Raw genomic sequence first — 14728 nt, 5'->3', positions numbered from 1 at the left:
GCCAGCCTCATCGAAACATGCAAACTGGGCGGTATCAACCCGCAGGCCTACCTCGCCGATGTCCTCGCACGCATCGTCCTGTGCGGCGACACAGATCCCATCGATGATCTGCTCCCCTACAACTGGGTAGATAGTCGCGTCACCGCCAGCCCCGTCATCGATCAGGCCGCCTGAGCGCTCCCCTGTGGGAGTGTTTTAGCGCTTACCGAAAATCCATAATATAGGCGGGATCACCACCTGTCGAAATGAGCGAAACCTCCGATTCGGTTCGGAGGCCAGCTTCAGTTTCAGAGAGGGATTTACGCTTCGGTACCAGATTCCCCGGTTCGTCCTTTGGACCTGATCCCTTTGCTCGCAGTGTCATGATCTAGAATATGTCGCCGCTATGATCTGGCCGCCGACGTAATTTGCCGCGGCTGGCGCCAGAGGCGACTTGAGCCGTCCAGTGGGCGCAATTCCGGATTCTGCTCAAATACAGAGCTTGAAGCGTTTATATGGGTCGCAGGAAGCCACTTAGCGGGTCAGCGGCGCGACTTAGTGGGTCCGGTCATCTGAGGGGAGCAAATGGTGCCGGGGACGGAGCATTTGTCATGACAAACCTTTCCAATCTTCCGATCACATTTCATAAATGCAACGAATTGATACCAGAAATACTACCAGTATCATGCAATTATAAAGTTGGTTCGATCTCAAAGTCAATTATTTTATCATAACATCTATTAATCATCTAACGTTCATCAGGATCATTCAATAGACCGCATATTGCTCCGCTTGGTCAGTTCGAGTTGGCCTAGGAAAATGCTCCAGCGAACGGCCGACGGCGACGGTGTGCCCCTTTGGTCCGCAATTGGCCGTCAGCGGGCAGTCCGCTTCTAGCTCCAAACCGAATTTTCGGACATCCGATCGATTGGCCGCGTCATGACCAAATCGATCTATTGCGGCCATTAATGCCTGCTGACACAATGCTCTTATGGATCGCTCGCATCTCTCAGTGGCCTCGCTTTATTTGCTTCCAGTGAATTCGGCGCCCGCAATCCCAGTGGCTCTGTCGGAATTGTTTCATCACACTCTGCCATTGCCGACCCGGAAACGTTGATCTTGGGCCCCTTCGACATCACAAAGGAGATGGTCGCTGACCTTTCCGATGAAGGCCTGCGCGAACTCCTGCGGCATCTGCTTGAAACCGAGGCGAAGGCGCGCGGCATCCCGGCGACCGGGATTTCCGTCGGTGGCAACCAAACTGCCGGAGACGGCGGCGTAGACGCGTCAATCATCTGGACCGGCGAACCCAAGCCTAAGGCCTGGTTGCCCCGTCGAACGAACATGTTCCAATCCAAGGCCGAGACCATGGGTCCTGCGAAAATCGAGAAGGAGATGAGGCGCAATGGTACTCCGCGCCCGATCTTCACCGAGCTGGCGAAGAAGCGCGGTTCCTACATCATCTTCTCGACGGACGATCCGTCGGCATCGGCATACGACAAGCGGATCGCCGCGATGCGCAAGGCCATCACGGACGTGCCGAATAACAACCGCATCGCACTCGATTTCTACGGTGCGGACAGGATCGCGCGCTGGGCGAACGAGCACGTCGGCATCGCCGCTTGGCTGCTTGAGAAGGTCGGGCGGCCACGTGGCGGCTGGGAACCTCACGGAAACTGGTCGAGGGCGGCCGAACCCGGCGGTCGGTACGTCCTTGACCAGACAAGCCGCGCCCAGGTCGGCGGTGCATACGTACCGGTCGGCGAAGCGATATCGCGCATTCGGGTGCATCTGGCGGTGCCGGGAAACGCGGTCCGTATTATCGGGCTTTCGGGAATGGGCAAGATCCGACCAATATTGCATCATCTGCACGCGCTCGCCCCAATGCTCGCCGCGCACATAGGCGCGCCGGACATCATTGCCTTCGATGTGGCCCAGCTGTCGTTCAATGGCATCCGGATGCCATTTGCCGCATTCATTGAGCAAGGTCGCTGCCATGGCCCGGAAGCCATGCGCCGTCATCTCGTCCTGCTTGAAGCCCATCCGGCGAAGCGCTGCATTTAGTGTGTTGTCGGATATGGCGCGTTTGTCGGATCGAGGACTCGGAAACAGGAGCTGACCGCCCCCGGTCATGCCCTCCAGCTTTTCCAGCAGACCAAGAACCTGGCGCGAGAGCGGGACCTTGTGAAGGCGACGCATCTTCGTCCGGCTCGCTGGAATGAGCCAGATGCAGCTGTCCGGATCAAACTCCTCCCAATGCGCCAGCCGGAGCTCACCTGGGCGAACGAACAGATGGGCCGACAGCTGAAGGGCGATCCGGACCGCACCATCGCCGTCATAGCCGTCTATGGCACGAAGCAGCGGCCCCACCTTGGCCGGGTCCGTGATGGCCGGCCTGTGTTTGACTTGGGGCGTCAGCAACGCTCCACGCAGTTCGCTTGCCGGATCCTTCTGCGCCCTGCCGGTGGCAATGGCGTAGCGAAAGATAGTGCTTAATGTCCCTCGAAGCCGAATCGCGGTTTCGTAACGCCCTCGCGCTTCAATCTTCCGCAGGATCTCCAATATCTCCGGCGTCGAAATATCCCGCACCAGCTGGTTTCCGAGCGCGGGCCGTGCATATTCGAGAATCCAGATATTTTTGGTGACCGTCTTCTCCGCTCGGCCTCGAGCCTTCAGCCGCGCGACATACTCGTCAGCGAGTTGGTCGAACGTTCCGATTTCAAGCAGCCGCGCCTGGGCGGCATCGGCCTTCCGGCGGCTGGACGGGTCTTCGCCTGACGCAAGAATGCGTCGCAGCTCTTCTCGCCGCTCTCGCGCCAGTGCGAGCGAGACATCGGGATACACCCCGACCGACAGGGTCTTCTGCTTCTTGAGGAAGGTGTAATAGAAGCGCCAGTAGCGCGCCCCGTTGGGCATCACCATCAGATACAGGCCCCGGCCGTCCGATAATTTATAGGGACGGTGGATGGGCTTCGCATTGCTTACGGCCATGGCGCTCAGCATGGGGTATCTCCTTCATGGTACCCGCGAGAATAGCTACCAGCTTCGGCCAGAAAAGGTTGCGCGATGCAACTAGACGCCCTGAGAGCAAAAGGCTCAAAAGGTCGCAGAAATCCGCCATTTCCGAGAGGCGGCTTGGGCATTTCCGAGATGTTCTGAGGGGAACAAATGGTGCCCGGGGACGGATTCGAACCGCCGACACTGCGATTTTCAATCGCATGCTCTACCAACTGAGCTACCCGGGCATCGCGTCTCGGCGGAGGTGACCGCCGGATGGAGGCGTGCCTATAGGCGTCAATCCGGCTCGCTGTCCAGCCCATAATTATCATTTTTTTGCAGGGCTTCGTCGCCCGGCATGCCGGGCACGCGATAGCCCTCGCCCAGCCATTGCAGCAGGTCGCGATCGCGACATCCCTTGCCGCAGAAGGGGCGGGTTTCCGGCTGCGCCGGCTGGCCGCAAACCGGACAGGCGCCGGCCTTAGGCGACATGGCCGGCCGCCAGCGACAGCGCAGAATCAGCGCGCAGCGTCACCTCACCACCCCGACGGCGGGCAAGCTGTTCGATCCAGTCGGCGCGCTTGTGCAGCAGGTCGATGATCGCCGGCGCGGCGGTGATCGTCGCCGCGCCGCCGGTGCCATGCCGTTCGGCACGGCGCAGCAGCGCCAGCGCGGCGGTCAGCACCGGATCCTCGCGCAGCAGTTCCATCAGATTGGCGCGTTCGCGGCGGCGGATGATCTGGACGAAGCCGAAGCCGTTGACCGCCGTCCGCTCGAACGGCAGCGGCAGATATTTGTCGATCTGCGCGGCCGCGACGATGCGCTCATCCTTGTTGTTCATGGTCGGCAGGTCGATGCCGATCGAGCCAGCCAGCCCCATGCGGCGGATCGCCTGGGCCGACAGCTTCGCGCCCTTGGGGCCGAGCTGGGCCGGCGGCAGGCTGCCGTCGATGTCGATCAGGATCATCGCGGGGGTCAGGAAGATGCGCAGCGCCGCATCCTCGGCGCCGACTTCGCCGCTGACCGCCTCTTCCATCAGCTCGCTCCAGCCAAGGGCTTCGAGCCGGTCCTCCTCATGGGCGGGACAGGGGCGGATGGCGACATCGGTGGCGCGCAGCCGCTGCAGCAGGCTGGGCCCCGGATGCACCTTGGAACCGGGCTGGGCGATGCGGCCCTTGGCGCGCTTGCCCCGCCCTTCCTCGGCGATCGCCTCGCGGAAGATTTCGACCAGCACATTGGCGCCCTCGGCCACCTTGGGCGGGATCGGCTCGATCAGCACTTCCTCGCCCGAGATCAGGCGCACCACGCCGCGCTTGCGCGGAATGATGGTCTGGACCAGACGGCCCTGAAGGATGGCACCTGCACGGGCGACCTCGCCCTCGCGCTCGATCAGCGCCTCGACGATGCGCCCTTTTTCGATCAGCGCGGCACGGGCCTCGCCAATGCCTTCTTCATAGAGCCATTCGGCCATCGTTCAGTTACCTACTTGTCGTGATTTCCGAGCCGTGAAATGTACCATTTCACTCGAAATCCCGACGGTCCAGTGGATAGCCCGCTGCCTCAAGCAGCGTGCGGGTTTCGTAAAGCGGCAGGCCCATGATCGCGCTATGGCTGCCCTGGATGCTGCGGATGAGGCCCGCGGCACGGCCTTGGATGGCGTAGCCACCCGCCTTGCCCAGCCCTTCGCCGCTGGCAATATAGCGGTCGATCTCGCTGCGCTCCAGCCGCTTGAAGATGACGACGCTCGTGGACAGGCGGTGCCGTGCCACGCCTGCGGCGTCGATCAAGGTGATGGCGCTGTAGACGCGATGCCGGCGCCCCGACAGCAGGTCGAGGCAGGCGCGGACCTCCGCCTCGCTTTCCGCCTTGGGCAGGATGCGGCGGCCGGCGGCCACTACGGTGTCGCCCGACAGTATCAGCGCGCCGGGATGGCGGGCAGCGACCAGCGCGCCCTTTTCGGCGGCGACACGCGCAGCATAGGCGGCCGGCAGTTCGGCCTTGCGCGGGTTTTCGTCAATGTCCGCTGGATCGACGGCATCAGGAAGCACGCCAATCTGCCCCAGAAGGTCACGCCGTCTGGGGGAAGCCGAAGCTAGAATGAGTCGCATCGAAAATGCGGCTTATTTGAAGCGGTAGGTGATCCGACCCTTGGTCAGGTCGTAGGGGGTCAGTTCGACCAGCACTTCGTCACCGACCAGCACGCGGATGCGGTTCTTGCGCATCTTGCCAGCGGTGTGGCCGAGAATTTCATGATCATTCTCAAGGCGCACGCGGAACATGGCGTTGGGGAGAAGCTCCACAACCTGTCCGCGCATTTCAAGCAGTTCTTCTTTGGCCATAATATCCCAGAATCGAAAAATCGCGCCGCCATAGCGCCAAAACGTGGAAAATGGAAGTCAGGACGCAGAACCGAAATAATCACCGGCTGCGACGAGGGCCGCGAAGACGGCATCAAGCTGCTGTGCATCGATGCAATAGGGCGGCATGAGGTAGATGGTGTTGCCGAGCGGCCTTAGCAAGAGGCCGCGTTCCAGGAAGAAGGCACGTAGGCGCGGCGCGAGATCGGAGAGGTAGCCGGCATCGGCCGCTACCAGGTCGATTGCCATGATCGTGCCGATCTGGCGCGGGTTGGCGAAGGCGGGATGGCTGGCCAGCGAGGCCAGCCGGTCGGCAATGCCCTGCGCCAGTGCAGCAATCCGTCCGCACACATCCTCTTCGGCCCAGATGGCGAGATTTTCGGCAGCAGCAGCGCAGGCGATCGCGTTCGCGGTGTAGCTGGACGAATGGTAGAAGAGGCGCGCCCGGTCGGTCGAGCGATGTGCCTCGAAGATGCGCGGGGTCGCCAGCGTCGCGGCGAGCGGAATGGCGCCGCCGGTAATCCCCTTGGCCACCGCCATGATGTCGGGCACCACGCCGGCCTGCTCGCAGGCGAACAGGGTGCCGGTGCGGCCCCAGCCGGTCATCACCTCGTCCGCGATGAACAGCACATCGTGGCGCGCGCAGATGTCTGCCATCGCCCGCAGCACATGGGGCGGATAGATCAGCATCCCCCCGGCTCCCAGGATCAGCGGCTCGACGATGAAGGCGGCTGGACGCTCCGCGCAGGCAGCCTCCAGTGCGGCAAGCATCTCCTGCTCGCGGCCGGGATGCGGGAAGGGGATGGTGCCGACATCGAACAGCAGCGGTGTCCAGGCGGCATTATAGACACCGCGCTCACCGATCGACATCGCCCCGATCGTATCGCCATGATAGCTATGTTCCAGCACCAGGATGCGGCTGCGCGCCTCGCCCAGCCCGTCGAGCGCGCGATTATGCCAATAGCCAAGCGCCATCTTGAGCGCGACTTCCACTGCGGTCGATCCGCTGTCGGAAAAGAAGACATGGGCCAGGGGATCGCGCCCCGGCGCCTGTGGCATGAGATCGATCAGACCGCGCGCCACTGCCTCGGCCGGCTCATGGGTGTAGCCCGCGAAGATCAGCTGATCGAGCTGCCCGGCCTGATGCGCGATGGCCGCGGCGATGCGCGGATGGCAATGGCCATGGGTCGTCACCCACCAGCTGGAAATGCCGTCAATCAGGCTGCTGCCATCGGCCAGATGGAGGGTCGCGTCCTCCGCCCGGACGACATGGGGAATAGGCTCGTTGAGGCCGTGCTGGGTGAAGGGGTGCCAGACAGGAGAGGTCATCGGCGTCCCCTACGCCCGATCGGCGACCAAGGCTATGGCTTGTCCTTGCGATCCACCGGCGAGATGCTGGGCAGCACGGCCGCCGTCGGCACGACGACCGTGGGCACCGCGACATGGATGTCGACCCGGCGATTCTTCGCCCTACCTTCCGGATCGTCGCTGCCATCCTCCTTGGCATTGGGCGCGACCGGCCGGGTTTCGCCCAGCGCGATCAGGCTGATGCGATCCTTGGCGATGCCCTTTTCAACCAGATAGGCCTCTACCGCCTCGGCCCGGATGCGGGAGGCTACGCGATTGTCGCCGTCATTGCCCTTGCTGTCGCTATGGCCGCGCAACGTGATCGCCCCGCCGGTCTTGATCGCCGGGGTTTCGACCAGCGTATCGAGTGCGGCGCGGGCGGCATCGTCCAGCTTCAGCCCGGACGTGCCGAAAGCGATGGTGGCGTCGAGCGGTTCGATCTTCGGCGCTTCGGGTTCGGCCACTTCGGGGCGCAGGATCGAGCGGACCGGCTCGGCGGCATTATCGGCCTCGTTCGCGGCTATATCATTGCCCAACGCATTGGCTGCGTTGGCGGCATTGTCGACAGCATTGCCTGCGGGCCGATCACAGGCCGCCAGCATGACGCACACGGCCAGCGCGGGGGCGAGCCTCCTCATTCCTCCTCTCCTTCCGGTTTCTTGCGGGTCTTTGATGCGGGCGGCACATAGGACAGGATCGTGTCGCCCGGCTGTGGCGTCGGTCGCGACGCATGGGTGAAGAAGCGCATCGTGCCGTTCTTGCGGAGCAGCAGCAGCATGTCGGCATCGGCCGGCAGGTCGGCCTTGGCCGCCTCGAAATCAAACTGGTCGCTGATCCGCGTCTTGCGGAAGGTCCAGCCGGCATCCTCGCGGATCATGATTTCCTCAACGCCGAGGCCGGAATCGAACAGCGCGCGGCCACGCAGCGATTCCGGCAGCGCGCGCGGATCATGATCGTCGCTGGCATCGCCCAACTGATAGACGTTGTCGCGGCCGACCTCGGGCGCAAACTCGTTGCAGACGAGCGCGTTATAGGCCTCATTCTCCGACGTGGCGGCGAGCACCTGGAACTGGGCCAGGTCCAGCCGCTCCTCGGTCGCCTCCGCCAATATCTCGCCATGATAGGTCGGGATACCGCCATGGCGGGCGGGGGCCAGCCGCTGCCAGCTATTGTCGGCGATCATCACCGGCACCTCCAACTGGCGCAGCTGGGCGGCAAGGCTGAGGCTGAAGGGCGTGGCGCCGACCAGCAGCAGCCCCTTGTCCTGCGCGCCGGTGACCTTGAGCAGCCGGGCGACCGGCTTGATCGAGAAGCCATGGAACAGGATGGTCGCGACCACGATCGAGAAGGACAGGGTCACCAGGATCGCGCCGTCGCCATAGCCCAGCCGATCGAGCCGCAGCGCGAACAGGCCGGAAATGGCGACCGCCACGATACCGCGCGGCGCGATCCAGGCGACCAGCAATCGCTCGTTCCAGGGCACCGGCGAGAAGGCGAGGCTGAGCAGCACCGTCGCCGGGCGGACGACGAACAGCAGCACCAGCAGATAGGCCAGGAAGCGCCATTCGAACTGGCGCAGCACATCAAGGTCGAGCGAGGCCGACAGGATCACGAACACGCCCGAGATCAGCAGGACGGTGACATTTTCCTTGAACGGCTGGATGTCGCGCAGGGAATCGAATTTCATGTTGGCGAGCGCGACGCCCATTACCGTCACGGTGACGAGGCCGGTTTCCGCCTGGATAAGATTGGAGAGGACGAAGACGCCGATCACTGCGACCAGCAGGATTGGCGCTTTCAGATATTCCGGCACATGGCCGCGCTGGAACGCCCAGCCGATCGCACGGGCGGCGAGCCAGCCGATCAGGCCGGCGATGATCGCGGCAGCGACCAGCGACAGGATGACAGCCGCCAGCGTGCTGCCCTCGCTCGATCGGCGCAGATATTCATAGGTGGCAAGGCCGAGCAGCGCGCCGACCGGATCGTTGACGATCGCTTCCCATTTGAGGATCGCGCGCGGCCGGGCGGCGACGTTGGACTGGCGCAGCAGCGGCAGCACGACGGTTGGGCCGGTCACGACCAATATGCCCGCGAAGAGGATCGCCACCGGCCAGACGAGGCCCGCGACATAATAAAGGGCGAGCGCGCCCAATATCCATCCGATCGGCGCGCCCAGCACCACCAGCCGGGTGACGGCGCCGTCGGTCTTGCGCAGTTCGCGGAAATTGAGGCTGAGCCCGCCCTCGAACAGGATCAGGGCGACCGCCACCGACACCATGGGTTCGAGCAGTTCGCCAAAAGTGAGTTTGGGATCGATAAGGCCGGTCACCGGGCCACCGATGACGCCGGCGGCGAGCATCAAGGCGATGGCGGGCCAGCCGGTGCGCCAGGCAATCCATTGGGCGCCGATGCCCAATATGCCGATCAGCGCGATTACAAGGGCCTGTTCATGCATGGCCGGGACCATAGACAGGCGGAGCCGCCATGGTCACCCCCTTTATTTTCAACGATCTGGGGAACCGGATCGCAGATCGGGAATGGCGGGCAAGGGAGAACCCGCCATTCCCGTGGCAAATATGCTTATTGCTGCGGCGGGGTTGCCGGATCAGCCGGGGTCGCCGGGCTGGCGGGCGCGGCCGGGGCTGGCGTGCCGGCGGCAGCCTGAATCCGCTGCTGCAGGGCCGGATCGGCGGCCGCAGCCTGGCCGATGGCGTTGAACTTTTCAGGCGGAATGCCCTTCGACTGCAGCGCAGCCAGCATCTTGGGCTGCTTTTCCGCGGCGGCGATCGCATTGTCCGACTGAATCTTGGTCACTTCGACGGCGGCGGCGGCAAACTGCTTGATGTCGGCATCGCTGAAGTTGCTGGCGCCGGCGGCGGGGGCCGATGCTGCGGGGGCGGCAGGCGTCTGCGCCGACACGGAATAGGCTGCCAGCAGCGCGACCGACGCGACACCGGTCTTGATGATGTTCGAAAGGTTGAGACCCGTCATGTGCTTCTCCTTGGCTTTGCTACCGCCCAAAGCTGTGGACAAAGCAGGCCGGGGAAAAGTCCGGACAGGATGAAGCGTGGCATTAGAAAGATGGCGGAAAAGTTCCCGTCAGCCTGCCGCGAAGGGAAAACGATCGGTCGCGGCCCTCATTTCCATGCCGCAACGAAAAAGGGCCGCCCGATGAGCGGCCCTTCCCGATTCTGCTTACCAGATCTTCACCCGATCCTTGGGATCGAGATAGATCTTGCCGCCCGGCGCGGGCTTGAACGCATCATACCAGGCGTCGAAATTGCGCACGATGTCGGCCCGATATTGCGACGGCGCGTGCGGATCGGTGACCAGGCGCTGGCGCAGATTAGCCTCGCGATAATTGCGGCGCCACACCTGTGCCCAGCCCAGGAAGAAGCGCTGGTCGCCGGTCATGCCGTCGATCACCGGCGCGGCCTTGCCGCCCAGCGAGGCATGATAGGCGTCGAGCGCGACGGCCAGGCCGCCCAGATCGCCGATATTCTCGCCCATGGTGAAGGCGCCCTTCACATGCGCGCCGGGGAAGGGTTCATAGGCGTCATATTGAGCGCCGAGCTTGGCGGTCAGCGCCTTGAAATTGGCGACGTCCTGATCGGTCCACCACTGGTTGAGCTTGCCGGTCTCGTCATATTTCGCGCCCTGGTCGTCGAAATGATGGCTGAGTTCATGGCCGATCACCGCGCCGATGCCGCCATAATTGACTGCCGGATCGGCATGGGGATCGAAGAAGGGCGGCTGCAGGATGGCGGCCGGGAAGACGATCTCGACCATGCCGAAATTGGCATAGGCGTTGATCTCCATCGGGGTCATGCCCCATTCCCAGCGATAGATGGGCTTGCCCAGCTTGCCGATATTATAATCGAAGTCGAACTGGTTCGCGCGCATCGCATTGCCGAACAGGTCGCCCGACGTAATCGTCAGGCCGCTATAGTCGCGCCAGCGGTCGGGATAGCCGATCTTGGGCGTGAAGGCGGCCAGTTTCTTGTGGGCGCGGGCCTTGGCCTCGTCGCTCATCCACGGCAGGCCATCGATGCGGCGACCCATGGCCGACAGGACATTCTTGACCAGCTGGTCCATCGCCGCCTTGGTTTCGGGCGGGAAATATTTGGCGACATAGACCTTGCCGACTTCCTCGCCCAACGATTCCTTGAGGAAGGTGACGCCGCGCTTCCAGCGTTCCTCGCGCTCGGGCGTGCCCGACAGGGTGGTGCCGAAAAAGGCGAAATCGGCGCTGGCGATATTGTCGGGCAGATAATCGGCATAGCTGTGGACGCTGCGCAGCAGCAGGCTGTCCTTCAGCACGCCGATCGGCGCCTTGGCGATCAGCGCGGCTTCGCCGGTGACGGCGGAGGGCTGGGCGACCAGCAGGTCGGTGGGCTTGAGGCCAACGGCGCCGAAATAGGCGGCGAAGTCGAAACCGGGCGCGGCCTTCTGCAGCGCGGCGAGGGTCATCTTGTTATAGGTCTTGTCCGCGTCGCGGCTGTCGACCTGGGTCCAGTGGACCTTGGCGATCTCGGTCTCGAACGCCATCAGCGCGGCAGCGCGCGCCTTGGCATTGGGTTCGCCCAGCAGGGTCAGCATCTGTTCGAGATGGGCGACATAGGCGGTGCGGATCGCCGCCATCTTCTCGCCCTGGTCGAGATAATAGTCGCGGTCGGGCAGGCCCAGGCCACCCTGCATCATCGAGAGGATGTAGGTTTCGGGATCCTTGTCGTCCTGGCCGACATAGAAACGGAACGGACCGCGCACGCCGGCGCGCGCCGCCTTGCCGGACAGGGCGGCATAGGCCTTCAGATCCTTGACCGCGCCGATTTCGGCGAGCCAGGGCTTGATCGGGGCAAGGCCCTTCGCCTCGACCGCGGCCGAATCCAGATAGGTCGCATAGGCGACGCCGATCTTGCTGTTCGGATCGGTCTTGGCGCCGTCCAATATCTCGCGGGTGCGCTTCTGCGACAGTTCATCCAGCACAGTGAAGGCGCCATAGTTGGACTTGTCCGCCGGGATCGGCGTGTTCTTCAGCCAGGTGCCGTTGGCATATTCATAGAAATCGTCGCCGGGCTTGACCGAGCTGTCCATGCCGGCGGTGTCGAAGCCGTAAGTGCCATAGGTCGGCTTGGCGGCCGGGGCAGCGGCGGTCGTGGTGGCGGGCTGGTCGGCATGGGCCACGGTCGCGGCGAGCGCGAGGCCGGTGGCGGCAGCGCCCATCAGGAGGAACTTCATGAAGGCTATTCCCTTGCTTCGTCTGGATCGGACGTCATTCGTTCTGTCCGTTCTGGCGGGCAGTTCAACGCCCGTCAAAGCGGCATGTCCATGTCGTTGGTCGAAAATTATCGGCCGTTGAAATTATCGGGAAGGTGGATGTGCGCCCTGAAGGCCGCCGCCAGACTGTCCCGATCGAGCGGATCGAGCAGTGGCAGGCGCCCCAGGCTGGGTACGCCGGCAATGTGCGGGATGATCCGCTCATTCTCCTCATGCGCATCTCCGATGAAGGCGATGCCGACGACATGGACACCGCGCGCGCGCAGCGCCTCTATGCTGAGCAGGCTGTGGTTGATCGTGCCAAGGCCGGTGCGGGCGCAGAGGATCGCGGGCTGGCCCCAATAGGCGAACAGATCCGCCATCAGCAGGCTTTCGCTGACCGGCACCAGCACGCCGCCCGCGCCTTCCACCACCAGCGGTCCGTCGACCCTGGGCAGCGCCAGGCGATCGAGCGAGATGTCGACGCCATCGATCCGCGCGGCGAGATGCGGCGAGGCCGGCGTGGCGAGGCGATAGGCTTCGGGCAGCATGCGTTCGGGCGGCAGGCCGGACAGGGCGGCAACCCGTTCCTTGTCGCCCTGCGGATCGACGCCGGCCTGGATCGGCTTCCAATAATAGGCGCCGAGCGCCGCGGCGAGGCCGGCGGCGAAGACGGTCTTGCCGATGTCGGTATCGGTGCCGGTGACGATCAGGCGGGTCATCGGGCGACCCGGCGCAGCACATCGCCCAGCGCGATCACGTCGGCGCGCCCGACATTGAGCGAGAGCGAGATACGGAGCCGACTGGTCCCGGCGGGCACGGTCGGCGGCCGGATGCCGCGCACGTCGAAGCCGGCCTCCTGCAAGGCGGCGGCGGCGGCCATGGTGCGCGCGTCCTCGCCCAGGATCAGCGGGATGATCTGGCTGCGCGGACGGGGCAGGCCGAGCGGCGCGCAGATCGCCTCGACCGCATCCTGGCGCAATGTGGCCAGCCGGTCGCGGCGATTGTCGGCGGTCTCGATCCGGTCGATCGCGGCGGAAGCAGCGACCGCCATCAGCGGCGAGGGTGCCGTCGAGAAGATGAAGGGCCGGGCGCGGTTGATGAGATAGTCGATATGGATGCGCGGGCCGCAGATCAGCGCGCCCTCCACGCCCATCGCCTTGCCGCAGGTGTGGAGGGTGATGACATTGTGCAGCCCGTCGAGGCCGGCCGACAGGCCACGCCCGCCGGGGCCGAAGACGCCGGTGCCATGCGCTTCGTCCAGCAACAGCATCGCATCATGGGTAGCGGCCAGCTTGGCGAGATCGCCGAGCGGCGCCATGTCGCCGTCCATCGAATAGAGCGTTTCGACCGCAATCCAGATCCGGCCCTTGCCCCCTTCGGCGCGGAAGGCGGTGATGAGGTCGGCAAAGCTCTGCAGGTCATTGTGACGGGCGAAGACCGCGGTCGCCTTCGACAGGCGGATGCCGTCATGGACGCTGGCATGGATCAGCTCGTCCGCGACGATCAGGTCACCGCGCTGCGGCAGGGTCGCGAACAGCGCCATGTTGGCGAGAAAGCCGTTGGCCAGGAACAGCGATGCCTGGGTGCGGAAAAATTCCGCGGCCTTGGCCTCCAGCCCTTCATGTTCGGGGGCATTGCCGCGCAGCAGGCGCGAGCCGCCCGAGCCGACCGGCACGCCGCGCGCGACGGCATCGGCAACGGCCTGGCCGATCATCGGATCGGACGCGAGGCCAAGATAATCGTTGGAGGCAAAATCACGCCCGGCGCGAGGGATCAGGTGGCGCAGGCGCCCCCGCGATTCAAGCGCTGCGAGTTGCGTGCGGAAGGGTTCGCTGCTCATGGCCGCGGGCTATAGGCCCCCACCCCGAGCCCGGCAAGCAAGCGCTTAACTTCGCACATTTCCCGCACATTTTGTCATCTTCATTCAAATGTGGGAAATTTCGTTACAAATCTGTTCGATCGCCGAGGCCGGGCAATATGGGGCGGTGACATGCTGTAGGACAGCATAAGCGGCATATTGGCAAAGGGCAGGCGCCCTGTTGCTTGGTTGCGTCCGCGCTGCGCGGTCGATAGCCTCGGCATCCTCCCTCCCCGACGAGTACCCCGTGTCGATGCGTTCCGTTGCCTGCCGTCTTGCCGTCTTCCTGTTCGCCCTGTTACCCGGTCTGGCCAATGCCCAGCCTGCCAATCGGCCGACCCCCGGCTATACGCGCGTGGCGATTGATACGTCGGTCGGGACCATCATCGTGGCCCTCGACCAGCGCCGGGCGCCGCTGACCAGCGCCAATTTCCTGGCCTATGCCGACGACCAGCGGCTCGACGGCACGGTCTTCTACCGGGCGGCGCGGCGCAAGAGCGATCCCAGATATGGGCTGATCCAGGGCGGGATCGATACCGACCTGCGCCGGGCCTTGCCGCCGGTCCGGCATGAGCCGACCAGCCAGACCGGGATCAGGCATCTCGACGCGACATTGTCGATGGCCCGGCCCGATCGGCCCAATTCGGCATCGGGCAATTTCTTCATCACGGTGGGACCGACGCCGAGGATGGACGCGCAGGGCAGTTCGATCGGCTATGCCGCCTTTGGCCATGTGGTGGCCGGCATGGACGTGGTGCGTCGCATCCTGGCGGTGCCGACCTGTTGTGGCACCGGGCCGATGCGCGGGCAGATGATCGTCAAGCCAATCACCATCCGGCACGTACGACGGCTGGACGGAAAGGCGCGGCCGACCGGCAAGGTGAAGCCCTGGCTGATTCCGCGTGCCAAGCCGCGCCCGAAGCAGTGAGGG

General features: G+C 64.2%; 14 protein-coding genes and 1 tRNA gene. 2 read left to right on the top strand and 13 right to left on the bottom strand.

Annotation, left to right across the window (positions count from 1 at the left end; all coding sequences use genetic code 11):
• The coding region (locus BRX37_RS17930) for a transposase domain-containing protein (RefSeq protein WP_164522413.1) at positions 1 to 174 on the top strand (174 nt) is incomplete at its 5' end.
• 1092 nt (positions 175 to 1266) lie between these two features.
• Here the strand turns inward: BRX37_RS17930 and BRX37_RS17925 are convergent.
• The 13 genes from BRX37_RS17925 to BRX37_RS17865 form a co-directional block, all read right to left on the bottom strand.
• Positions 1267 to 2982, bottom strand: a complete 1716-nt coding sequence (locus BRX37_RS17925; protein WP_318276756.1) for a phage integrase central domain-containing protein — start codon at positions 2980 to 2982, stop codon at positions 1267 to 1269.
• A 166-nt stretch (positions 2983 to 3148) separates the two neighbouring features.
• Positions 3149 to 3224: transfer RNA gene (locus BRX37_RS17920), tRNA-Phe, on the bottom strand.
• Positions 3225 to 3273: 49 nt separating this feature from the next.
• Positions 3274 to 3468, bottom strand: a complete 195-nt coding sequence (locus BRX37_RS17915) for a DNA gyrase inhibitor YacG (protein WP_037521277.1) — start codon at positions 3466 to 3468, stop codon at positions 3274 to 3276.
• Positions 3458 to 4447 carry a hypothetical protein gene (locus BRX37_RS17910; protein WP_048939423.1) on the bottom strand — a complete coding sequence of 330 codons (990 nt, stop codon included), beginning with the start codon at positions 4445 to 4447 and terminating at the stop codon, positions 3458 to 3460. The genes BRX37_RS17915 and BRX37_RS17910 overlap by 11 nt, the downstream gene beginning before the upstream one ends.
• A gap of 49 nt (positions 4448 to 4496) precedes the next feature.
• Positions 4497 to 5084, bottom strand: coding sequence for a Maf family protein (locus tag BRX37_RS17905; RefSeq protein ID WP_125988530.1), 588 nt, complete (start codon positions 5082 to 5084; stop codon positions 4497 to 4499).
• 12 nt (positions 5085 to 5096) lie between these two features.
• Positions 5097 to 5315: a translation initiation factor IF-1 gene (gene infA / locus BRX37_RS17900; protein WP_003049127.1), complete on the bottom strand. Its 219-nt coding sequence runs from the start codon at positions 5313 to 5315 to the stop codon at positions 5097 to 5099.
• Between the two features lie 57 nt (positions 5316 to 5372).
• Positions 5373 to 6662 carry an adenosylmethionine--8-amino-7-oxononanoate transaminase gene (locus tag BRX37_RS17895; protein ID WP_125988528.1) on the bottom strand — a complete coding sequence of 430 codons (1290 nt, stop codon included), beginning with the start codon at positions 6660 to 6662 and terminating at the stop codon, positions 5373 to 5375.
• 32 nt (positions 6663 to 6694) lie between these two features.
• Positions 6695 to 7318: an OmpA family protein gene (locus BRX37_RS17890; RefSeq protein WP_125988526.1), complete on the bottom strand. Its 624-nt coding sequence runs from the start codon at positions 7316 to 7318 to the stop codon at positions 6695 to 6697.
• Entirely contained in the window at positions 7315 to 9147 is a 1833-nt protein-coding gene (locus BRX37_RS17885; protein WP_037513092.1) for a cation:proton antiporter, read from the bottom strand. Before BRX37_RS17885 ends, BRX37_RS17890 begins: the two co-directional genes overlap by 4 nt.
• Before the next feature lie 113 nt (positions 9148 to 9260).
• Entirely contained in the window at positions 9261 to 9671 is a 411-nt protein-coding gene (locus BRX37_RS17880) for a DUF4168 domain-containing protein (protein ID WP_004208769.1), read from the bottom strand.
• A 204-nt stretch (positions 9672 to 9875) separates the two neighbouring features.
• Complete coding sequence (locus BRX37_RS17875) at positions 9876 to 11918, bottom strand: M13 family metallopeptidase (protein ID WP_125988524.1); 2043 nt, start codon at positions 11916 to 11918, stop codon at positions 9876 to 9878.
• Between the two features lie 107 nt (positions 11919 to 12025).
• Positions 12026 to 12658, bottom strand: coding sequence for a dethiobiotin synthase (gene bioD / locus BRX37_RS17870; protein WP_125988522.1), 633 nt, complete (start codon positions 12656 to 12658; stop codon positions 12026 to 12028).
• Positions 12655 to 13779 carry an 8-amino-7-oxononanoate synthase gene (locus tag BRX37_RS17865; protein ID WP_017499660.1) on the bottom strand — a complete coding sequence of 375 codons (1125 nt, stop codon included), beginning with the start codon at positions 13777 to 13779 and terminating at the stop codon, positions 12655 to 12657. The genes bioD and BRX37_RS17865 overlap by 4 nt, the downstream gene beginning before the upstream one ends.
• Before the next feature lie 271 nt (positions 13780 to 14050).
• On the opposite strand from BRX37_RS17865, the gene BRX37_RS17860 reads away from it, so the two are divergent.
• Positions 14051 to 14725, top strand: a complete 675-nt coding sequence (locus BRX37_RS17860; protein WP_125988539.1) for a peptidylprolyl isomerase — start codon at positions 14051 to 14053, stop codon at positions 14723 to 14725.
• Positions 14726 to 14728 lie beyond the last annotated feature (3 nt).

Source organism: Sphingomonas sp. S-NIH.Pt3_0716, from assembly GCF_003950715.1.
GTDB classification, from domain to species: Bacteria; Pseudomonadota; Alphaproteobacteria; order Sphingomonadales; family Sphingomonadaceae; genus Sphingobium; species Sphingobium yanoikuyae_A.
Note: the sequence above shows the minus strand (reverse complement) of the source record. Positions and strands in the feature narration are given on the sequence as shown.

Bases quoted from the DNA above. Each gene is read 5' to 3' on its own strand.
- BRX37_RS17925 (WP_318276756.1), bottom strand. From the start codon at position 2,982: ATGCTGAGCGCCATGGCCGTAAGCAATGCGAAGCCCATCCACCGTCCC.
- BRX37_RS17915 (WP_037521277.1), bottom strand. From the start codon at position 3,468: ATGTCGCCTAAGGCCGGCGCCTGTCCGGTTTGCGGCCAGCCGGCGCAG.
- BRX37_RS17910 (WP_048939423.1), bottom strand. From the start codon at position 4,447: ATGGCCGAATGGCTCTATGAAGAAGGCATTGGCGAGGCCCGTGCCGCG.
- BRX37_RS17905 (WP_125988530.1), bottom strand. From the start codon at position 5,084: ATGCGACTCATTCTAGCTTCGGCTTCCCCCAGACGGCGTGACCTTCTG.
- infA (WP_003049127.1), bottom strand. From the start codon at position 5,315: ATGGCCAAAGAAGAACTGCTTGAAATGCGCGGACAGGTTGTGGAGCTT.
- BRX37_RS17895 (WP_125988528.1), bottom strand. From the start codon at position 6,662: ATGACCTCTCCTGTCTGGCACCCCTTCACCCAGCACGGCCTCAACGAG.
- BRX37_RS17890 (WP_125988526.1), bottom strand. From the start codon at position 7,318: ATGAGGAGGCTCGCCCCCGCGCTGGCCGTGTGCGTCATGCTGGCGGCC.
- BRX37_RS17885 (WP_037513092.1), bottom strand. From the start codon at position 9,147: ATGGTCCCGGCCATGCATGAACAGGCCCTTGTAATCGCGCTGATCGGC.
- BRX37_RS17880 (WP_004208769.1), bottom strand. From the start codon at position 9,671: ATGACGGGTCTCAACCTTTCGAACATCATCAAGACCGGTGTCGCGTCG.
- BRX37_RS17875 (WP_125988524.1), bottom strand. From the start codon at position 11,918: ATGAAGTTCCTCCTGATGGGCGCTGCCGCCACCGGCCTCGCGCTCGCC.
- bioD (WP_125988522.1), bottom strand. From the start codon at position 12,658: ATGACCCGCCTGATCGTCACCGGCACCGATACCGACATCGGCAAGACC.
- BRX37_RS17865 (WP_017499660.1), bottom strand. From the start codon at position 13,779: ATGAGCAGCGAACCCTTCCGCACGCAACTCGCAGCGCTTGAATCGCGG.
- BRX37_RS17860 (WP_125988539.1), top strand. From the start codon at position 14,051: ATGCGTTCCGTTGCCTGCCGTCTTGCCGTCTTCCTGTTCGCCCTGTTA.